Source organism: Acinetobacter sp. 243_ASPC (assembly GCF_001054715.1).
GTDB lineage: Bacteria > Pseudomonadota > Gammaproteobacteria > Pseudomonadales > Moraxellaceae > Acinetobacter > Acinetobacter soli.
The window spans coordinates 1-15,416 of the sequence record NZ_JVOR01000037.1 but is presented as its reverse complement, the minus strand read 5'-3'; the positions used below and the strand labels follow the sequence as shown (position 1 = coordinate 15,416).

15 protein-coding genes are annotated in these 15,416 nt (G+C 41.1%); 2 read left to right on the top strand and 13 right to left on the bottom strand.

Annotated elements, in window-relative coordinates; all coding sequences use genetic code 11:
• Positions 1 to 26: 26 nt before the first annotated feature.
• Both ADA42_RS03545 and ADA42_RS03540 read right to left on the bottom strand, forming a co-directional pair.
• Positions 27 to 323 (bottom strand): cold shock domain-containing protein, encoded by a 297-nt coding sequence (locus tag ADA42_RS03545; protein ID WP_004936009.1) that lies wholly within the window; start codon positions 321 to 323, stop codon positions 27 to 29.
• A 161-nt stretch (positions 324 to 484) separates the two neighbouring features.
• Positions 485 to 2,539, bottom strand: coding sequence for a TonB-dependent siderophore receptor (locus tag ADA42_RS03540; RefSeq protein WP_048763665.1), 2,055 nt, complete (start codon positions 2,537 to 2,539; stop codon positions 485 to 487).
• A 335-nt stretch (positions 2,540 to 2,874) separates the two neighbouring features.
• Between ADA42_RS03540 and ADA42_RS03535 the strand changes: the two genes are divergently transcribed.
• On the top strand, positions 2,875 to 4,023 hold the full coding sequence (locus ADA42_RS03535) for an aldose epimerase family protein (protein WP_048763609.1): 1,149 nt from the start codon (positions 2,875 to 2,877) through the stop codon (positions 4,021 to 4,023).
• Between the two features lie 60 nt (positions 4,024 to 4,083).
• On the opposite strand, the gene ADA42_RS03530 is transcribed toward ADA42_RS03535, so the two are convergent.
• Entirely contained in the window at positions 4,084 to 5,298 is a 1,215-nt protein-coding gene (locus ADA42_RS03530) for an MFS transporter (RefSeq protein WP_048763607.1), read from the bottom strand.
• 103 nt (positions 5,299 to 5,401) lie between these two features.
• Here ADA42_RS03530 and ADA42_RS03525 point away from each other — a divergent pair, with 103 nt between their 5' ends.
• The gene (locus ADA42_RS03525) at positions 5,402 to 6,208 is read left to right on the top strand and encodes an AraC family transcriptional regulator (RefSeq protein WP_048763606.1); all 807 of its coding nucleotides are present in this window, start codon (positions 5,402 to 5,404) and stop codon (positions 6,206 to 6,208) included.
• Here ADA42_RS03525 and def read toward each other — a convergent pair.
• From def to ADA42_RS03475, 10 genes are all read right to left on the bottom strand, one after another.
• Positions 6,176 to 6,667, bottom strand: coding sequence for a peptide deformylase (gene def, locus ADA42_RS03520; RefSeq protein WP_004935993.1), 492 nt, complete (start codon positions 6,665 to 6,667; stop codon positions 6,176 to 6,178). The two genes, ADA42_RS03525 and def, sit on opposite strands and share 33 nt — an antisense overlap.
• Positions 6,667 to 7,518: a Cof-type HAD-IIB family hydrolase gene (locus tag ADA42_RS03515; protein ID WP_048763604.1), complete on the bottom strand. Its 852-nt coding sequence runs from the start codon at positions 7,516 to 7,518 to the stop codon at positions 6,667 to 6,669. The genes def and ADA42_RS03515 overlap by 1 nt, the downstream gene beginning before the upstream one ends.
• A 253-nt stretch (positions 7,519 to 7,771) precedes the next feature.
• Positions 7,772 to 8,056, bottom strand: a complete 285-nt coding sequence (locus ADA42_RS03510) for a hypothetical protein (protein ID WP_004935989.1) — start codon at positions 8,054 to 8,056, stop codon at positions 7,772 to 7,774.
• Positions 8,053 to 8,631: a nicotinamide riboside transporter PnuC gene (gene pnuC, locus ADA42_RS03505; protein WP_048763602.1), complete on the bottom strand. Its 579-nt coding sequence runs from the start codon at positions 8,629 to 8,631 to the stop codon at positions 8,053 to 8,055. The genes ADA42_RS03510 and pnuC overlap by 4 nt, the downstream gene beginning before the upstream one ends.
• A 64-nt stretch (positions 8,632 to 8,695) precedes the next feature.
• Positions 8,696 to 9,832 carry an acyltransferase family protein gene (locus tag ADA42_RS03500; RefSeq protein ID WP_048763601.1) on the bottom strand — a complete coding sequence of 379 codons (1,137 nt, stop codon included), beginning with the start codon at positions 9,830 to 9,832 and terminating at the stop codon, positions 8,696 to 8,698.
• Between the two features lie 173 nt (positions 9,833 to 10,005).
• Positions 10,006 to 10,419, bottom strand: a complete 414-nt coding sequence (pgaD, locus tag ADA42_RS03495; RefSeq protein WP_004935979.1) for a poly-beta-1,6-N-acetyl-D-glucosamine biosynthesis protein PgaD — start codon at positions 10,417 to 10,419, stop codon at positions 10,006 to 10,008.
• 22 nt (positions 10,420 to 10,441) lie between these two features.
• Complete coding sequence (gene pgaC / locus ADA42_RS03490; RefSeq protein WP_004935977.1) at positions 10,442 to 11,710, bottom strand: poly-beta-1,6-N-acetyl-D-glucosamine synthase; 1,269 nt, start codon at positions 11,708 to 11,710, stop codon at positions 10,442 to 10,444.
• A 12-nt stretch (positions 11,711 to 11,722) separates the two neighbouring features.
• The gene (gene pgaB, locus ADA42_RS03485) at positions 11,723 to 13,798 is read right to left on the bottom strand and encodes a poly-beta-1,6-N-acetyl-D-glucosamine N-deacetylase PgaB (RefSeq protein ID WP_048763599.1); all 2,076 of its coding nucleotides are present in this window, start codon (positions 13,796 to 13,798) and stop codon (positions 11,723 to 11,725) included.
• Between the two features lie 392 nt (positions 13,799 to 14,190).
• Entirely contained in the window at positions 14,191 to 14,526 is a 336-nt protein-coding gene (locus ADA42_RS03480; RefSeq protein ID WP_004935971.1) for an FKBP-type peptidyl-prolyl cis-trans isomerase, read from the bottom strand.
• Between the two features lie 52 nt (positions 14,527 to 14,578).
• Entirely contained in the window at positions 14,579 to 15,109 is a 531-nt protein-coding gene (locus tag ADA42_RS03475; protein ID WP_004935969.1) for a YaeQ family protein, read from the bottom strand.
• Positions 15,110 to 15,416 lie beyond the last annotated feature (307 nt).

Here is a 15,416-nt window from a genome sequence, read left to right as displayed (position 1 = left end):
CCTCTTCAACGAGGGATTTTTTTAAATCATTTATTTTTAAAATTTGAGAGTAAAGCCGACGTAATCGTCGTGTTATTTTCCACTGCACGTGATTTTTTGGCTTTTGCAGACTGATCGACCACACGCTGAATTTTAACTGCTTTAAACTTACCGTTATTTTCAACCACCATAAATTTCACACGTTCATTGCGCTTAGGCTCACCGTCTTCAAGTGGAAAGTCTGAAATATGAAAAAAGACATCTTGCTCTAGGCCGCCAATAAAACCATAGCCTTTAGTGGCGTCGTATTGCTTGATTTTGCCCTGATAAACTTCAGATTTCATAAATTATGCCCGTAGCGTTACTCAATCCCCCATTATACCTCAAACTTGAATCAGCGCGACAATCAAGCACGAGCGTTCTTTGCAGATATACTGATTACTCTACATGGATTAAAAAAAAGCGCAGCCTGAATGCTGCGCCTGATGACAAATGCGGGATTGAGTTAAAACTGATAATTTAACCCGACCTGCAACAAACGTGTTTGACCTGGATATACATAAGCATTAAAGGCACTATCATCATATTTTTTATCGAAAATATTTTTCACGCTTGCATTTAAGCGCAGTGCTTTTGATACGTTGTAGTAAGCGATTAAATCTGTCACAGCATATGCTTTCATATTATAAGTTGTGTTAGATGTCTGACCTTTACGATCTGAAATAAAGCGTTGATTAATTCCAAGCCCTAAACCATTCAAGATGCCTGAATCAAAGTCGTAAACAGTCAATAGATTCAGCGTATTCTTAGGAATATTCGCCAGACGCGTTCCTTTCAATAAAATATTGTCTTTCACCACTTCAGTATCTGAATAAGTATAATTGGCAATCGCTTTCCATTGTGGTGTGATATGACCACTCAGATTGAGCTCAAAACCTTGACTTTGTACCTCGCCCGCTGCCACTGATTTATTGATATTCACTGGATCTGGTGTCAGCACATTTTTCTTTTTAACAAAGAAAATAGCACTATCGAATGCTAAGCGATCATCTAATAATTGTAACTTCGAACCAATTTCATAAGACATACCTTTCTCTGGATCAAAACCTTGTCCGAAACGGTCTGAACCAGTATTCGGTTTGAATGACTGACTGATATTGCCATATACATTCCATTGATCTGTCAATGAATATACCAATCCGATACGTGGTACCAGTGCATTAAAATCTTTGGACCACTGGCTTTGATTTAAGTGATTTGTATATTCATGTTGATAATGCTCGTATCTCATACCAATCAATGTTTTGAGTCTGTCATTCAAATCAATCTGATCTTGTACAAAATAGGCAAGGCTACGTAATTTCTCGCGATCATCAAGTGCTGGGCTGTCTAAAGCAGGCAACGATGCGCCATAAATTGGATTTGTAATATCAAGATCAAAATTATTGCCCGATGAACGGATGATATAAGATTTATAGTCGTACTGTTCAGCCTCAACGCCAGTGACCAGCGTATGCTGCATGTTAAATAAATTAAATTTTCCTTGCACATTTGCCTGAATATTTTTATCAATCCAGTCTAATCTTCTCCAGTTATAGTTACGCTTGATCACCTGACCATCGGTATTTGCTTTGAGCCCGCTGGCTTCAACCGCATAGCCATATAACTCACCATTTAGATATTGTCCGCCTACATTTAGCGTCCAGTCATCATTGAGTTGATGCTCCAGTCTGAGTTGTAACATATCATTATTGTTGTAAAGTAAATTACGTTGCTTGCCAGATTCCCACCAATATTCTTTGGAATCAAAATACGTGGTTTGCTGATTTGGATATCGGGTAAAGCCACGATCTAGCGGATGACGGTTACGTAATATGTCGGCTTCAAATGTGAGCTTGGTATAGTCAGATGGTGTCCACTGAAGTACTGGTGCAATACTAAAACGCTTGGATTTTACATGATCACGATACGTCTCACCGTTTTCACCTGCAATATTTAAACGATAGGTCAGCGTCTTATCTGTATTCATTGCGCCAGTCGTATCAAGTGTAGCCTGATACAAACCTTCACTGTCTAAACCCGCACCTAGAATTGTTGTGTGTTCTGTATTAGGTGTTTTACTCGTTATATTAAATGTTCCCCCGGGGTCAGTTCGTCCATACAAACTGGATGCAGGACCTCTGAGCACATCAATTCGCTCTACGTTATATGGGTTAGGCGCGTTTGGATAGCCGCGATTAATTGGAAAACCATTACGAAAATATTCACCACTGGTAAAACCGCGTACGGTGTAGGTGGTCAGTCCTTGTCCTCCAAAATTATTGCCACGCCCTACGCCGACCACATCAAGCGCCTCTGTGAGTCGTGATGGCGCCAAATCTTTTAATATAGCAGCACTAATGACACTGACCGACTGAGGTGTATCCTTGAGTGGAGTATCGGTTCGAGTTGCAGAATCAGATGTTTTTACATGATATGCATGTGCTTGATCACTTTGTGACTGCAACATAATGACAGGCAATTGATTAATTTGATCTTGAGCATGGGTATAACTATACATGCCGACAGATAGGAGACAAAGATACTGAAAACTGACTTTAAACAAGAGGATTCTTCCTTGAAATAAGAACCGATTATATTAATAATACAAAAATTAACAATAACCATTATCAATTATTTATTCAAAAATTCGGCAAAGATGGGAGTTATCATTACATTCATGACAAAAGAATAGGAAATCACAAATAATGGGAATGCTAGAATCGCGTTTCAACATATGTTGATCAGTTTTTATATTGATACAGGATTGATCCAATAAGAATATCTTACAAAACCCGTGGCTATTATTGACACCTAAAATTGATTTAAAAAATATATCTAAAAGAGGAACATCGAGTGATTTTAAAAAAATTAGCTTATTTGAATCTGTTCAGTGTGTTGTTTGCGTCAACGACCTTTGCAGCCACATTAACACAGCAGCCCTATGGTACGACAAAAGATAGACAAGCTGTCCAATTATATACCATGCAGAATGATCGAGGTACATCGGTATCGTTTATCAGCTTTGGTGGCGTCATTACTCACATCATGACACCCGATGCTCAAGGCAAAAAAGACAATATTGTATTAGGGTTTGATAACTTACATGGTTATGAAGTGGTTGATACTGAACAAGGCATTCACTTTGGTTCGTTAATTGGACGTTATGCCAACCGTATTGGGCATGGTTCGTTTACCTTAGACGGCAAAACGTATCATTTAGAAAAGAACAATGGTCCCAATACTCTACATAGTGCAGGCTTAGGCTACGATAAACGTGTATGGCAGGTGCAACCGCTTATTTCTAAAGGCAAAGAAGTCAAAGCTTCGTTAAAACTGACCAGTCCAGATGGAGATCAGGGATTTCCGGGGAAACTTGATGTAGAAGTTATTTATAGTTTGTCGGATGACAACGCCTTTACAATTGAATATAAAGCGAAAACAGATAAACCGACCGTGATTAACTTAACCAATCACAGTTATTTTAATCTGTCGGGCGCGCAAAATAGTCCTTATGGTGTGATGAATCATATCGTACAACTCAATGCTGATCGCATTTTGCAAACCGACAAAAACTCTTTACCCACTGGCGAGATTAAAAGTGTAGCAGGTACTCCTTTCGATTTCAGACAACCCAAAGCCATTGTGAAAGATATTCGACAAAATAACCAGCAATTGGCGTTTGGTTATGGCTATGATCAAACATGGATCATCAATTCAGGTCAAGATAAGTTACAACGTGCAGCATTTGTCTTCGACCCTCAATCTAAACGGACTTTAGAAATTCTAACGACCGAACCCAGTATTCAGATGTACACTGCCAATCATTTGTTAGGTCAAATTGCAGGCGCGAACGGCGTCCTGTACCGACAAGGAGATGCTGTTGCACTCGAAACACAGCATTATCCGGATAGTCCGAATCAAGCACATTTTCCTTCGACGCGTCTAGATCCGCATCAAAGCTTTCAAAGCAAAACCGTCTTTAAATTTGGTGTGCAAAATTAAGCTTTTATCGTGGCACCCTTTGTTGTTCAAAACAATAAAGGGTGCTCAGCAAATCAAGTCTTATCTGGTTTTAGGCAAGAAAAATGCTGCTAGCCCCAATAGCGGCATAAATGAGCACAGTTTAAATACCCATTCAATTCCGTTTATATCGGCTAAATACCCTAGCCCTGCGGCTGCAATTCCGCTCACACCAAACATCAAACCAAACATTAATCCTGAAATCATGCCTACACGCCCCGGAACTGCCTCTTGTGCATAGACCACCATGGCGGCAAAAGCAGATGAGAGTATGAGCCCTGCAAGAATTGAAAGTACAGTAGTCCAGAATAAATCGGCATAAGGCATGATCAATGCAAAAGGTGCCATCCCCACAAAAGACACCCAAATGACAGCATTACGGCCAATTTTGTCTCCAATCGGACCGCCGGCGAAAGTTCCCACTGCTACAGCAGCCAGAAAAGCAAACAAATGGAGCTGCGCAGTTGGTAAACTGATTTGAAATTTATGAATAAGATAAAAAGTAAAATAATTACTAATACTGGCAATATACGTAAACTTGGCAAACATCAGTACGCACACCGTACCAATCGCCATAAAAAGCTGACGCCCATGTAATTTGTGAAGAGTGCTATTGGTTTTGGTCGCCACTTTAGATTTGGCATGCTCGATAGACCAGCGGCTCACCCGAGATAAAATACAAATCGACAAAATACTTAAAGCCACTAACCATGCCAGTGCATGCTGACCAAAAGGCACAATAATTAAAGCTGCCAAAACTGGCCCGATTGCCGTTCCTGAATTTCCGCCCACCTGAAAAGTCGATTGTGCTGTACCAAATCGGCCACCCGATGCAAGACGTGCCACACGCGATGCTTCAGGATGAAAAGTTGCAGAGCCCACGCCAATCAATGCAGCAGCAAGTAGTAACACCATAAAATTTGGTGAAAATGCCAACATTAATACACCACTTAAGGTCACACCGGCTCCGATCGGGAGTAAGTAGGGTTTAGGATGTTTATCGGTGTACAGTCCAACCCAAGGTTGCAGCAACGAACCCGTAATTTGATAAACAAACGAAATCAGCCCAACTTGTGCAAAACTCAGGGCAAAATTGGCCTTGAGCATTGGATAAATTGCAGGTAAAACAGCTTGAATTAAATCGTTGAGCAAATGGGCAATCGCCACGGCACCCACAATGTGAATGATCATTTTTTGTGGTTGTATCGGTGCGGTATTTAAATTGGGTGTGTCTTTCAACTGTACAGAAGACGTCATCCTTAAAAACTCCAAAAACAGAAGCAGAACAACTATTGTAATTTGTCATTTAGACGTTTATCTTCCAATAATTGTTGTCTAAGTGACATCTTAAACATTAAGTATGAAATCTAATAAACTGGTGATTGGCTTATATGCCGAGCGCTCTTATAAAGAAGTGTCGTATCCGCACATGCACTTACGTGCGCAGCTCCTGTATGCTTCACACGGCACCATTCAGGTATTGTGTAACGATCAGGTGTGGATCGTACCGCCCAAATGCGCTGTGTGGATTCCAGCACGTGTAGAACACAGTATGGTTTGTTTGAGTCAGGTTAAACTCAATACCGCTCTCATTGATGCACAAGCTGCGGCAGTGATGGGGAATTCATGTTTTTTAATCCGAGTCAGCGATTTGCTCCACGAATTATTGATTCGGTTAAATCTGTTGGAAGCTGAATCTGTAGCCAACCAAACTCATGCAGAAGCTTTATTAAATGCACTGGAAATTTTGATATTTGATGAGATTCAAACCGCAAACTCGCTCCCTATTCAAATTCCATGGCCCAAAGACAAACGTTTAAGCCGTATATGTGAGCTGATGATGCAATCTCCCCAGCATACGAAAGATTTAAACACTTGGGCAGACGAAATGGGAACCAGCTCGCGCACACTTATGCGTCTATTCAAAAAACAAACAGGGTTATCATATCGTGGCTGGATACAGCAAATGCATATTGCACTGGCATTGAGTAAAATCGCAGATGGTCAATCTATGTCAAGTATTGCCGAAGCGCTGGGTTATAGTAGCCCGAGTGCATTTAGTGCCATGTTTAAACGCCATTTGGGTATTACCCCACAACAATTCAAAAGTTATGAAATGATGGAAGATCAGAATTTAATCACTGCTCGTAACACGATCGACAAATAAAATTCCATCTAGATGATCAATCTCATGCTGAACGATGCGCGCAATAAAACCTGTATACGTCGCCTCTATAAGCTGGCCTTGTAAAGTAAAATAACGAAGTTGAATCTGCTCTGCACGGGCAACTTGTGCACGTTGATCGGGTACGCTTAAGCAGCCCTCTTCACCCAGACAAAGGTGTTCAGATTGTGCATAAATCTCAGGGTTGATCATGACCACGGGCTGCATTTCGGGTGCATCGGGATAGCGCGGATTTGGGCGAGAAGCCACAATAATGACGCGCTTCGACACATAAACCTGAGGTGCAGCAATGCCGACGCCGTTTCTGGCCAGCATAGTCGCTTGCAGTGCTTCTGCCAAATGCAGTAGCCATGAAGAATTAAACTCAGACTCTGCAACTGCTGCTGCTTTGAGTTTAAGTATCGCTTCTCCCCGCTGCGCTACTGGCAAAATTGGCTGCATTAAGACATCGCCTCGGGTTCATAAAAAAGATCTTCAGAAAACCCTTTCGATTGCAGCACCAGATCAATAACATCAAGCACGCCTTCTTCTTCGTTGCTTCGAGCATGAAATTTGGCTACTTTTTTTAGCGCAGGAATTGCATTTTGCATGGCAAAGCCGTACCCCGCTTTTTGAACCATCTCGATGTCGTTGTTGTTATCGCCAATGGTCAGCATGGCATCATCAGCAATGCCCCATTTTTTTTGCAAAAATGATAGGCCAAATGCTTTGTGCTTGTTTGGGATAATCAAGTCAATAAATCCAAAACCGCTTGAGACTGCTTTGGTCAGCTGATTTTGCACATAATCTTGCTGGTTTAAATACTGCTCCATGGTCTCAAAATCGTGCTCAACAGTGGTCAGCGTGACTTTACCAATTGGCTCCTTAACATCGAGGAGACTATCGACCTGCTGAATACTTTTGAAGTAGATACTTAATTTATCCAGTATTTTTTGCGATACATCCGAGCGAACATACGCGCAAGATTTAGCACATAAAATCACGCTACTGCCGTACTCAGATTCTAAATCACGCACCATGCGCTCTAAAGTGTCAGGTGCGTATGCACTATAATGAATTTCTTGATTTTGATCGGTCACATACACGCCATTTTCTGCAACAAAAGCGATTTCATGTGCGATTTCGGGAAAGTAAGCTTGAAGGGTATAGAGCGGGTTGCCACTGGCAGCAACGAACTTGATTCCGCGTTGTTTGAGCTGCGCGTATTGCTTTAAAAAGCGCGCTTTGTTGTATTTCTTCTCTGAATTTAAAAACGTTCCATCCATATCGACTGCGATAAGTTTGACTGGCATTTATACCTCATGGTTGAGTGTGATGTTTATTTGTTGTTTCGCTATTATCTTAACAGTACATCACAGTTTTATGAAATCAATCACAAATTTATTTGGTATAAATTTGTTTGCAGATTATTTAACCGATTGAAGTAGTTTCTGGCGTGAAATTTAGCAACTCCGCGTATTCACAAGCTTTTTGCTATTTTTTGTACCCACAGAAGTTATATTTTTATTACATTAAATATGAATAAAATGCTCTGCCAATTATCTTCTAGATCAAATCTTTTTTTAGATAATCTACATGATAGCGATCGTGATCAATGCTGATATTGATCTTTTTCTGCTTATATTCAATGACAGCATAAAAACACTCAGCGCCATCATCTAAGCCTGTCGCTGAAAAAGTAGTCCCCTGCGGGAAATCGTTGAGCCACACAGCCTTATAAAAATCTGCAACCGAATCAAAATCCAAATAATACCCAGGATTTTTAATGATTTTTTCGGCCATGTGTTCAAATTGCTGCATCTTGTATGCTTCTAAATCCAAAATTGTCATGCAGATCTGGCCACATCTTGTTTACTTTTTACGCGCTCCCATTGCCACCAACCAAAAGCAGCGAGTCCCACAAAAGCAGCATAAAGCACCGCAGTAAGAAACAGCGCTTTATAAATAAACATCCCCACATAAACAATATCAACCACCACCCACAACATCCAGGTGGCAATATGTTTACGGCTGGTCCAGTAGGTGGCCAGCAAACTAAATGCAGCCAACTGAGCGTCTAACATCGGCACTGCAGCATCGGTAAAATGTTTTAATATTAGACCAAAACTTAAGCCAGCTACTGCTGCTATCAACATTTGAAATAATGCTGTTTGCGGCGCAAGTGGTTCGATGCGAATATCGTGATCGGTCTGCTTACCTTTAAGCCAATAGTAGAAGCCATAAAAATTGACCACCACAAAGAACACTTGAAGAATCGTTTCACCATACAGCTTATAGGTATAAAACAAATAACCATAAAGCAAAAATGCAATAAAGTTGAACCACCAGCACCACATGTTACGTAAAACAGTCAGTGTCACGCCAATCACACTGATCAAGACAGCAACAATTTCAAGAGTAGACATTATCGTCACCCACACCCATAAAGAAAAAAACAGCCACTAACTTGCACATTCGAATGGCTTGTCGTTAAGCGCCTGCCCAATATTGCGCTAGTTTATTACTGATAAAAATTGCAAAACGATCTACCACGCGACTGTATATATCAGAGCAAATCAGTATCGCAACTAAAAAAACCAAAGACGCCACCATGAATGCACTGTCGTAATTAAAACCATGTTGCACACAGTAATTAAAGACAGGTAAACAAACGATATAGAGTAACATCAGATGTAACAGATATACCGAAAATGATAATTTGCCTAAATAAACAAAGACTGGCCGATCCAGCATACGAGACAATAGCGGACTCATTAAAATGCTGTACACAATCAGACTGCCTGAAATAAAATTACAGTAATCGTAGGTTTTATCGCCTAAAAATTGATAAATTCCCTGATAAGCCAAGCTGGAGTTATGCGCCCCGGCAAGGTACAACCCTAAAGCCAGAAGTAGCCATGCCCATGCATTTGAAGCAATACGGCGCCCATAGAAAAAAATAAGCGACCCTAAAAGAAAGCTGATTAATCCCAAGTACAAATCCATATTTTTAAACAGTGCAAAGCTCAGAGGAAACATCAGTACAAGGGTCAAAAACAACCCTGAGCTATATTGTTTAAGGTACAACAAGGCAAACAAAACCACAGACCCAATCAACTCAACTTGCATGGTCCAAAGTACCCAATTGACACTTGATTCAGCAAATAAAAACGAACCGATCGTGCCTTCGTATATAGCCTGCCCAAAACTTGAGTTTTGCTGAGCCAGTACTTGTAGCCAGTACTGTACTTGCGAGCTATCAATATCACTAAAATACAGCGCAGCCCAGAGTAAAATACATGAAATGAGTGCCGGAATGGCCAGTCGTGGATAACGCTTGATGAGCATTGATTTAATTTTTTGCTTCGGTACGCGGCTATTGCCAATCACATAAGATAAGATAAATCCGCTCAGCACGAAAAAAACATAAACCGCCGCAGTTCCCGAATACCAAAACGTAAACGGTGAATGATGAATCCAATAGACCAGCGCATTTGTGGCCTGATCATGGTCGTCAAAATGATGTAAATACGGATAAAAACTCAAGCTTAAGTGCGAAAATACCACGGCCAGACAGGCTAAACCGCGAATACTTTCCACAGCATTTAATTTGCTTGAGTGTTGCATAAGGTGGGTCTCTTTTCCGATTCGTCTGTCAGCACAATGCCGCATTGATGAACGTTAGCGATACTGTTGCACACATGCTGGATGATTTTGATATGCCAAGAACATGAATGCCAGCTCACGGGGGTAAACTGGCATAATGATATGAATAATTCTACTGAACAGCTCGGCTCAGATCACTCGATATGTGTGATCCGTCCAGTTTCATCATGATGAATCACCGCTACTTTTTGAGCTCTACCTTGCTGAATTTCATGCTGGGTCAACTCAAAATAACGCGCATAATCGTCAATTTCTTTCTGTTTGGTCTTTTTTACACTTTTTGCTGGAATAAAATTACTCCACAGTAACAGCGCTATACAGCATACAATCAATGATGTAATGCCGTGCTCAACCCCAACACTCATTGCACTAAAGACACGGTGCACCAAATGAGTTTTTTGTAACTCGACCAACAACCAAACCAACAAAAACGGACGCCACAACAACAACCAACCTGCCCACATCATGGCAGTCGTAGTCGTTGAAACATAACGTTTATGCCAAGGCAGTTGGCGACGCAAATCGATAATCAAATTATTTGATTTCATGAACATCTACTCAGCAATATGCTTAATCTTGTATACGAATACCACGGTCAGGGCTAACCCATCGCGCACGTTTTTCACTTCCACGACGCAGGACTTTTGGAAAGGCCACAATTGTAGCGGTAATGGTAATCAACCAAAATACAAACGGGTACCAAATCATCCAGTAATAATTTCTGCCTAAGTTTGGCTCATAGCGACTGTCCATCCATTTGCTCAGCGCAAATTGAATCAGACAGGTTGCCCCAAGCAAAATTCCACTTCCATACGGCAAGAATGGAGAGCTGATTCCTGATAGCTGACCTAGCGGGAACACAAAATGCACCACCCACAAGATCGCCAACAGCAACATCAAGTATGACCAGACCAATGTCAGGCAAAGCTCAAACATCAGCGGCCATAAAAAATTGAGTTTAGGTTTAAAGAATACATCCAGATTTTTAAGCAAAACCTGTGCACCGCCCATGGCCCAGCGTAAACGCTGCTTCCAAAGCCCGGTAAAGGTTTCTGGCATTAAAATCCACACCAGTGCATTCGGTTCAAAACGTATATCCCAACCTGCACGCTGCAATTTCCAAGTGATATCGATGTCTTCGGTCAACATGTTGGGTGACCAGTAATTCACTTCATGTACCGCAGATTTACGAAACGCCGTGATCACGCCAGATACCGTAAATAAGCGCCCGAAGCTACGCTGCGCACGTTTGATCATGCCCACAATCGAAGAAAACTCTCCCACCTGAATACGGCCAAGCAAGGTCGAGCGTGTTCGAATACGTGGATTTCCCGTGACTGCGGCTACGGTTGGGTCTTGCTGGAAATGACGCACCATCCAGCTTGCCGCGTGTGAGTCCAGTAAGGCATCACCGTCGATTCCAATTAGAATTTCGGCTTCCGTCAGCAAGCTACCCGCTTGTAAGGCCATAGCCTTGCCTTGGTTTTGCGCCAAATGAACTACACGCAGTTTTTCATGTTGTTCAGCCAGACGATTCAGTACCTCGGCAGTATTGTCCGAGCTACCATCATTAATGGCAATTACCTCAAAATTTGGATAATCTAGTCCAAGTGCATGGGTAATGGTTTCCTCAGCATTATCGCCCTCGTTAAAACAAGGGACAAGCACAGCCACCATTGGATACGATTCCAATGCTTTTGGCTGTTGATATGGAGGATCTTTGCGCTCTTTCCAATAAAATATGAGCGCACCCATCATCCATAAATAGGACATAAACAGCGGATAATAGAATACAAAATTCAGCGCTGTCTGCCACAAATGATGTAAAGTCGTTGACATGGTCAATTCCTGTTACGGGACTAACTTGGACGGTTTAGTCGCAAATACGTCGTGCATGGTTTTGGTGTCAGGATGATCTTTAAACGGATCATCTGGATAATACCCCACGTGCATGGCACCCTGCTGGTAAAGCGAGCGAATGGTATCTGCCATTTCCTGTGAAGGAACAGGCTTGTTGGTTCGCCAGTTGGTTGCTTGTAATTCAAACACCGTTTTCTTGATACCATTTGGGTACTGTTTGACACGTTTTACAATGTCTTGATAAAACTTGGTCGGATCTTCAGCCTGCTCCATATAAGGCATGGCCATAATCGCAGTAAAATCGTAACGCTTGAGTGACTGCTCCAACGACTGTGAATACCAGTTTTCGGCATAAGGAGACAGAGCAACTTGCGCATACAAGTTACGGGCAGTCATCAAGAAAGGTTGATAGTAACGAACGTCTGAAACAAGTTTCATCGCAAAATTATCGATGGTTTTGATTTTAAAATCAGTCCATTTCGATAATAGCGCATCGTTGTTGCGGATCTTTTCAAGATCAGTCGGCAAACCCGCTTTGGCATAGGCCTTTAACGCGTCTGGACTGGCATCTTCGTAATCCGATAGCGTTGTGTCGTCGTGGAACAGTATACCATCAAACGTAGATGACTTGGCTAAATCTGTGTAAATGCCTTCAATCACTTTACGCGCTTCAGGCGAATACGGACTTAAACGGATATAACCCATGTTTAAATGATCGGAGCTTTTTGGCTGCTGAGTAACCACCAGCTTTTTGGAAACCGGATTCGATTTTGGCAATTCCCACGCCATTAATGGCATCCACGCATAGACACGATTCACACTGGTGCGTGTCGAAATTTGCCAAGCGACGCGGTTGAACAAATCAGCTCGCATTGGAAGATAGCGGTTTGGAAAGTACACCATGTCGGCAGAGCCATTGGCATCTGGGTCTGAAAAGGCCTGTAAGTAAACCGTATTAACTCCCATTTCTCGAATTCGATCGAGCAAATGACCTAAGTTACGCTCAACTTGTTCTGGATTTTTATCATAAATATAGTCCAGATCGACATGCATGATTTTTTGCGGACGATTGTTATCGGTCAAATTCATTTGACGGTTAATAATGTCTTGTGCCAGATCGTCTGTACTTTCACCTTTCATCACTAAAATTCGGTTTAAATGCCCGAGCGATTTGGTCACATGATCTGGACCATCATCTAGAGTAATGGTAATTGGCATGCCCAGTTTTTTGGCAATACGCACCGTTTCCAGATTATAACGTCCATACGGCCAGACCATTACACGTGGCGCACGAATACCATTCTCTTTAAACGTTTCAATATTTTTCTTTAAATCATTGGTGATACGTTTTTCATAAGCACTGTCTGATTCATACGTTTTGGTTTTAGGATCGTAAATACGAGTAGTTGCCGCAGGTTCCGAGTTGCCTTGTGGATTACCCATCACCCCATGGTGCAAGTCAAAGCTATGGCTGCCAATTTCGACAATGCCACTGTCTTGCATTTCCTTAATTTCAGCCCAAGTTAATAACTTGTTTCGCGCAAGCTTGTCGTCACCAAACTGTACCATTTGATTTGGCTTGACGTTCAGCCATTTACCTACAACGGCAAGTACGGCTGGAATTTTACGTGCCTTTAAAATCGGGTACGCATAGTCATAAAATGATTGATAGCCATCATCGATGGTCAGTAAAACCGGTTTTGGCGGTAATTTTAATTTGCCTTCATTGGCTTTAATTAATTGATCAACACTAATAAAGTGATAACCATTTTTGATCAGCCAATCCAAATGCATTTCAAAGCGCTGTGGTGTTACGGCGTAATCTGGAATAATCGCTTCTTTAGAGGTAATTTCATGATAACCAATGATGGTCAGCGTAGACACATCAATTTTAGGTGCTTCTTCAGCTTCTTCACCAGTATGCGGATTGGTCACAAGCGGAATCTCCTTCACCACAGGATTTTCAGTGTTTGAAGCTAGATTCTCAGCATGTGCAATTGCGACTGTCGTACTTAAGACAATGGATACACTGAATGCGAGTTGTTTCAGAAGAAAGCGAGTAAGCATATATACCATCTTTTCAAAAAAATATTTTCTGAATACCTTTTACAATCAATTTAAAGCATTTAAAAATACTTTTATTTGATGATTAACTAAAGCGATCAGACGATTAGATAGTTTACGTTATACCGCAACAAACTGAAAAAATTCTTAAAAATTTTGGAAGTTAATTAAATATTTATGATGAACATATTCGACTAATTCACTATGGTTATTTAAATTTAGCCGCTTGACATTTTAATAAAAGATTAATTTTAAATTAATAAAACAGAAACATAGTAAATTTATAATAACAAAATATCATATTATAAGAATTTTACATATTATTATAATCGAATATTAAAATCATATTAATTCAATAAACAAATAAAAAGCCCGAAACGGGCTTTTTTTCTTCTCTAGTCTCGTGTTTTGACATCAAATAGTTCAATTTCAAAAATCAAATTGGAGTTAGCAGGAATGATGTTACCCATTTTGCGCTCACCATAAGCTAAATGTGCAGGCACGTTCAGCTTGCGCTTACCGCCAACTTTCATGCCGATAATCCCTTGATCCCATCCCTTGATCACACGACCAGTACCAATGACACATTCAAAGTAATTACCACGATCAATCGATGAATCAAACTTGGTACCATCTTCAAGCCAACCCGTGTAATGGGTCGTAATCAAAGCACCTTTCACAGCCTCTTTGCCTTCGCCCACTTTTAAATCAATAATTTCTAATTCGTTCATTTCGATACCTATTTATACTTTAAACCATCTTTCAGACAGCAGCCTTGGTGCATTATTGCAATTTTGTCCACGAAATCTCAACCTGTTCATGGTCGTTCAGTAAAGTCCATTCACCATCCATGACATTGAGTTGCAGTTGCATGGTGCGTTCACATAAGTTTTGAATTTGGGCCGTTGTTTCGGGTGCCAATTGCCAAACCTCGACATTACTCAATGTTTTCACTTTACTGTTACGTTTCCACCACTCGTCGACCTGCTGACCATAAGTCACGACCGCAACCCGCTTACAACGCGCACTGGCTTTTTTTAACTTATCTTCAGAGGGCTGCCCCAATTCGATCCACTGTTCAAGTTGCCCAGTCAAATCTTTTTGCCATAGCGCCGGTTCGTCAGTTTCAAATAGATCTTTGGTAAATTGCAACTGTTCATCTGCAAAACGAGCAAAAGCTAAAATACGCACCATCAAACGCTCAATCGTCTCAGACGGATGCATAGCCAAGGTGAGTTGATAGTCTGCATAATGGTGGCTATCCATATCTGCAATATTTAAATCTGCTTTATAAATAGTAGCTTTAAGCGCCATAAAAAACCGTCCTCCAGAATGGCGCCTAGCATACTCGATTTTTGATGACTGACCTATATATAGGCTGATATTTCTATCCTGCCCTTACGCTACTCAACTTCAAAAAGGATCAGCACCCAAAAAAATTTCAGGCAAATGTCAAAGTTGGCGAGTTTCTTGCACTGGTCTGACCAGTCTTATTGGATTGATGAACAGAAAATGTGGCAAAAACTGAAGTCTAACTTGTTCCTGCAAGTCATCATCGCGCTGGTGTTAGGTATTTTAATTGGTGTCAGCTTTCATGATTTTTCTTTAAATTTAAAGCCCT

Excerpts from the sequence above, each read along its gene's own strand:
- ADA42_RS03545 (WP_004936009.1), bottom strand. The coding sequence starts at position 323 with ATGAAATCTGAAGTTTATCAGGGCAAAATCAAGCAATACGACGCCACT.
- ADA42_RS03540 (WP_048763665.1), bottom strand. The coding sequence starts at position 2,539 with ATGTATAGTTATACCCATGCTCAAGATCAAATTAATCAATTGCCTGTC.
- ADA42_RS03530 (WP_048763607.1), bottom strand. The coding sequence starts at position 5,298 with ATGACGTCTTCTGTACAGTTGAAAGACACACCCAATTTAAATACCGCA.
- ADA42_RS03525 (WP_048763606.1), top strand. The coding sequence starts at position 5,402 with ATGAAATCTAATAAACTGGTGATTGGCTTATATGCCGAGCGCTCTTAT.
- def (WP_004935993.1), bottom strand. The coding sequence starts at position 6,667 with ATGCAGCCAATTTTGCCAGTAGCGCAGCGGGGAGAAGCGATACTTAAA.
- ADA42_RS03515 (WP_048763604.1), bottom strand. The coding sequence starts at position 7,518 with ATGCCAGTCAAACTTATCGCAGTCGATATGGATGGAACGTTTTTAAAT.
- ADA42_RS03510 (WP_004935989.1), bottom strand. The coding sequence starts at position 8,056 with ATGACAATTTTGGATTTAGAAGCATACAAGATGCAGCAATTTGAACAC.
- pnuC (WP_048763602.1), bottom strand. The coding sequence starts at position 8,631 with ATGTCTACTCTTGAAATTGTTGCTGTCTTGATCAGTGTGATTGGCGTG.
- ADA42_RS03500 (WP_048763601.1), bottom strand. The coding sequence starts at position 9,832 with ATGCAACACTCAAGCAAATTAAATGCTGTGGAAAGTATTCGCGGTTTA.
- pgaD (WP_004935979.1), bottom strand. The coding sequence starts at position 10,419 with ATGAAATCAAATAATTTGATTATCGATTTGCGTCGCCAACTGCCTTGG.
- pgaC (WP_004935977.1), bottom strand. The coding sequence starts at position 11,710 with ATGTCAACGACTTTACATCATTTGTGGCAGACAGCGCTGAATTTTGTA.
- pgaB (WP_048763599.1), bottom strand. The coding sequence starts at position 13,798 with ATGCTTACTCGCTTTCTTCTGAAACAACTCGCATTCAGTGTATCCATT.
- ADA42_RS03480 (WP_004935971.1), bottom strand. The coding sequence starts at position 14,526 with ATGAACGAATTAGAAATTATTGATTTAAAAGTGGGCGAAGGCAAAGAG.
- ADA42_RS03475 (WP_004935969.1), bottom strand. The coding sequence starts at position 15,109 with ATGGCGCTTAAAGCTACTATTTATAAAGCAGATTTAAATATTGCAGAT.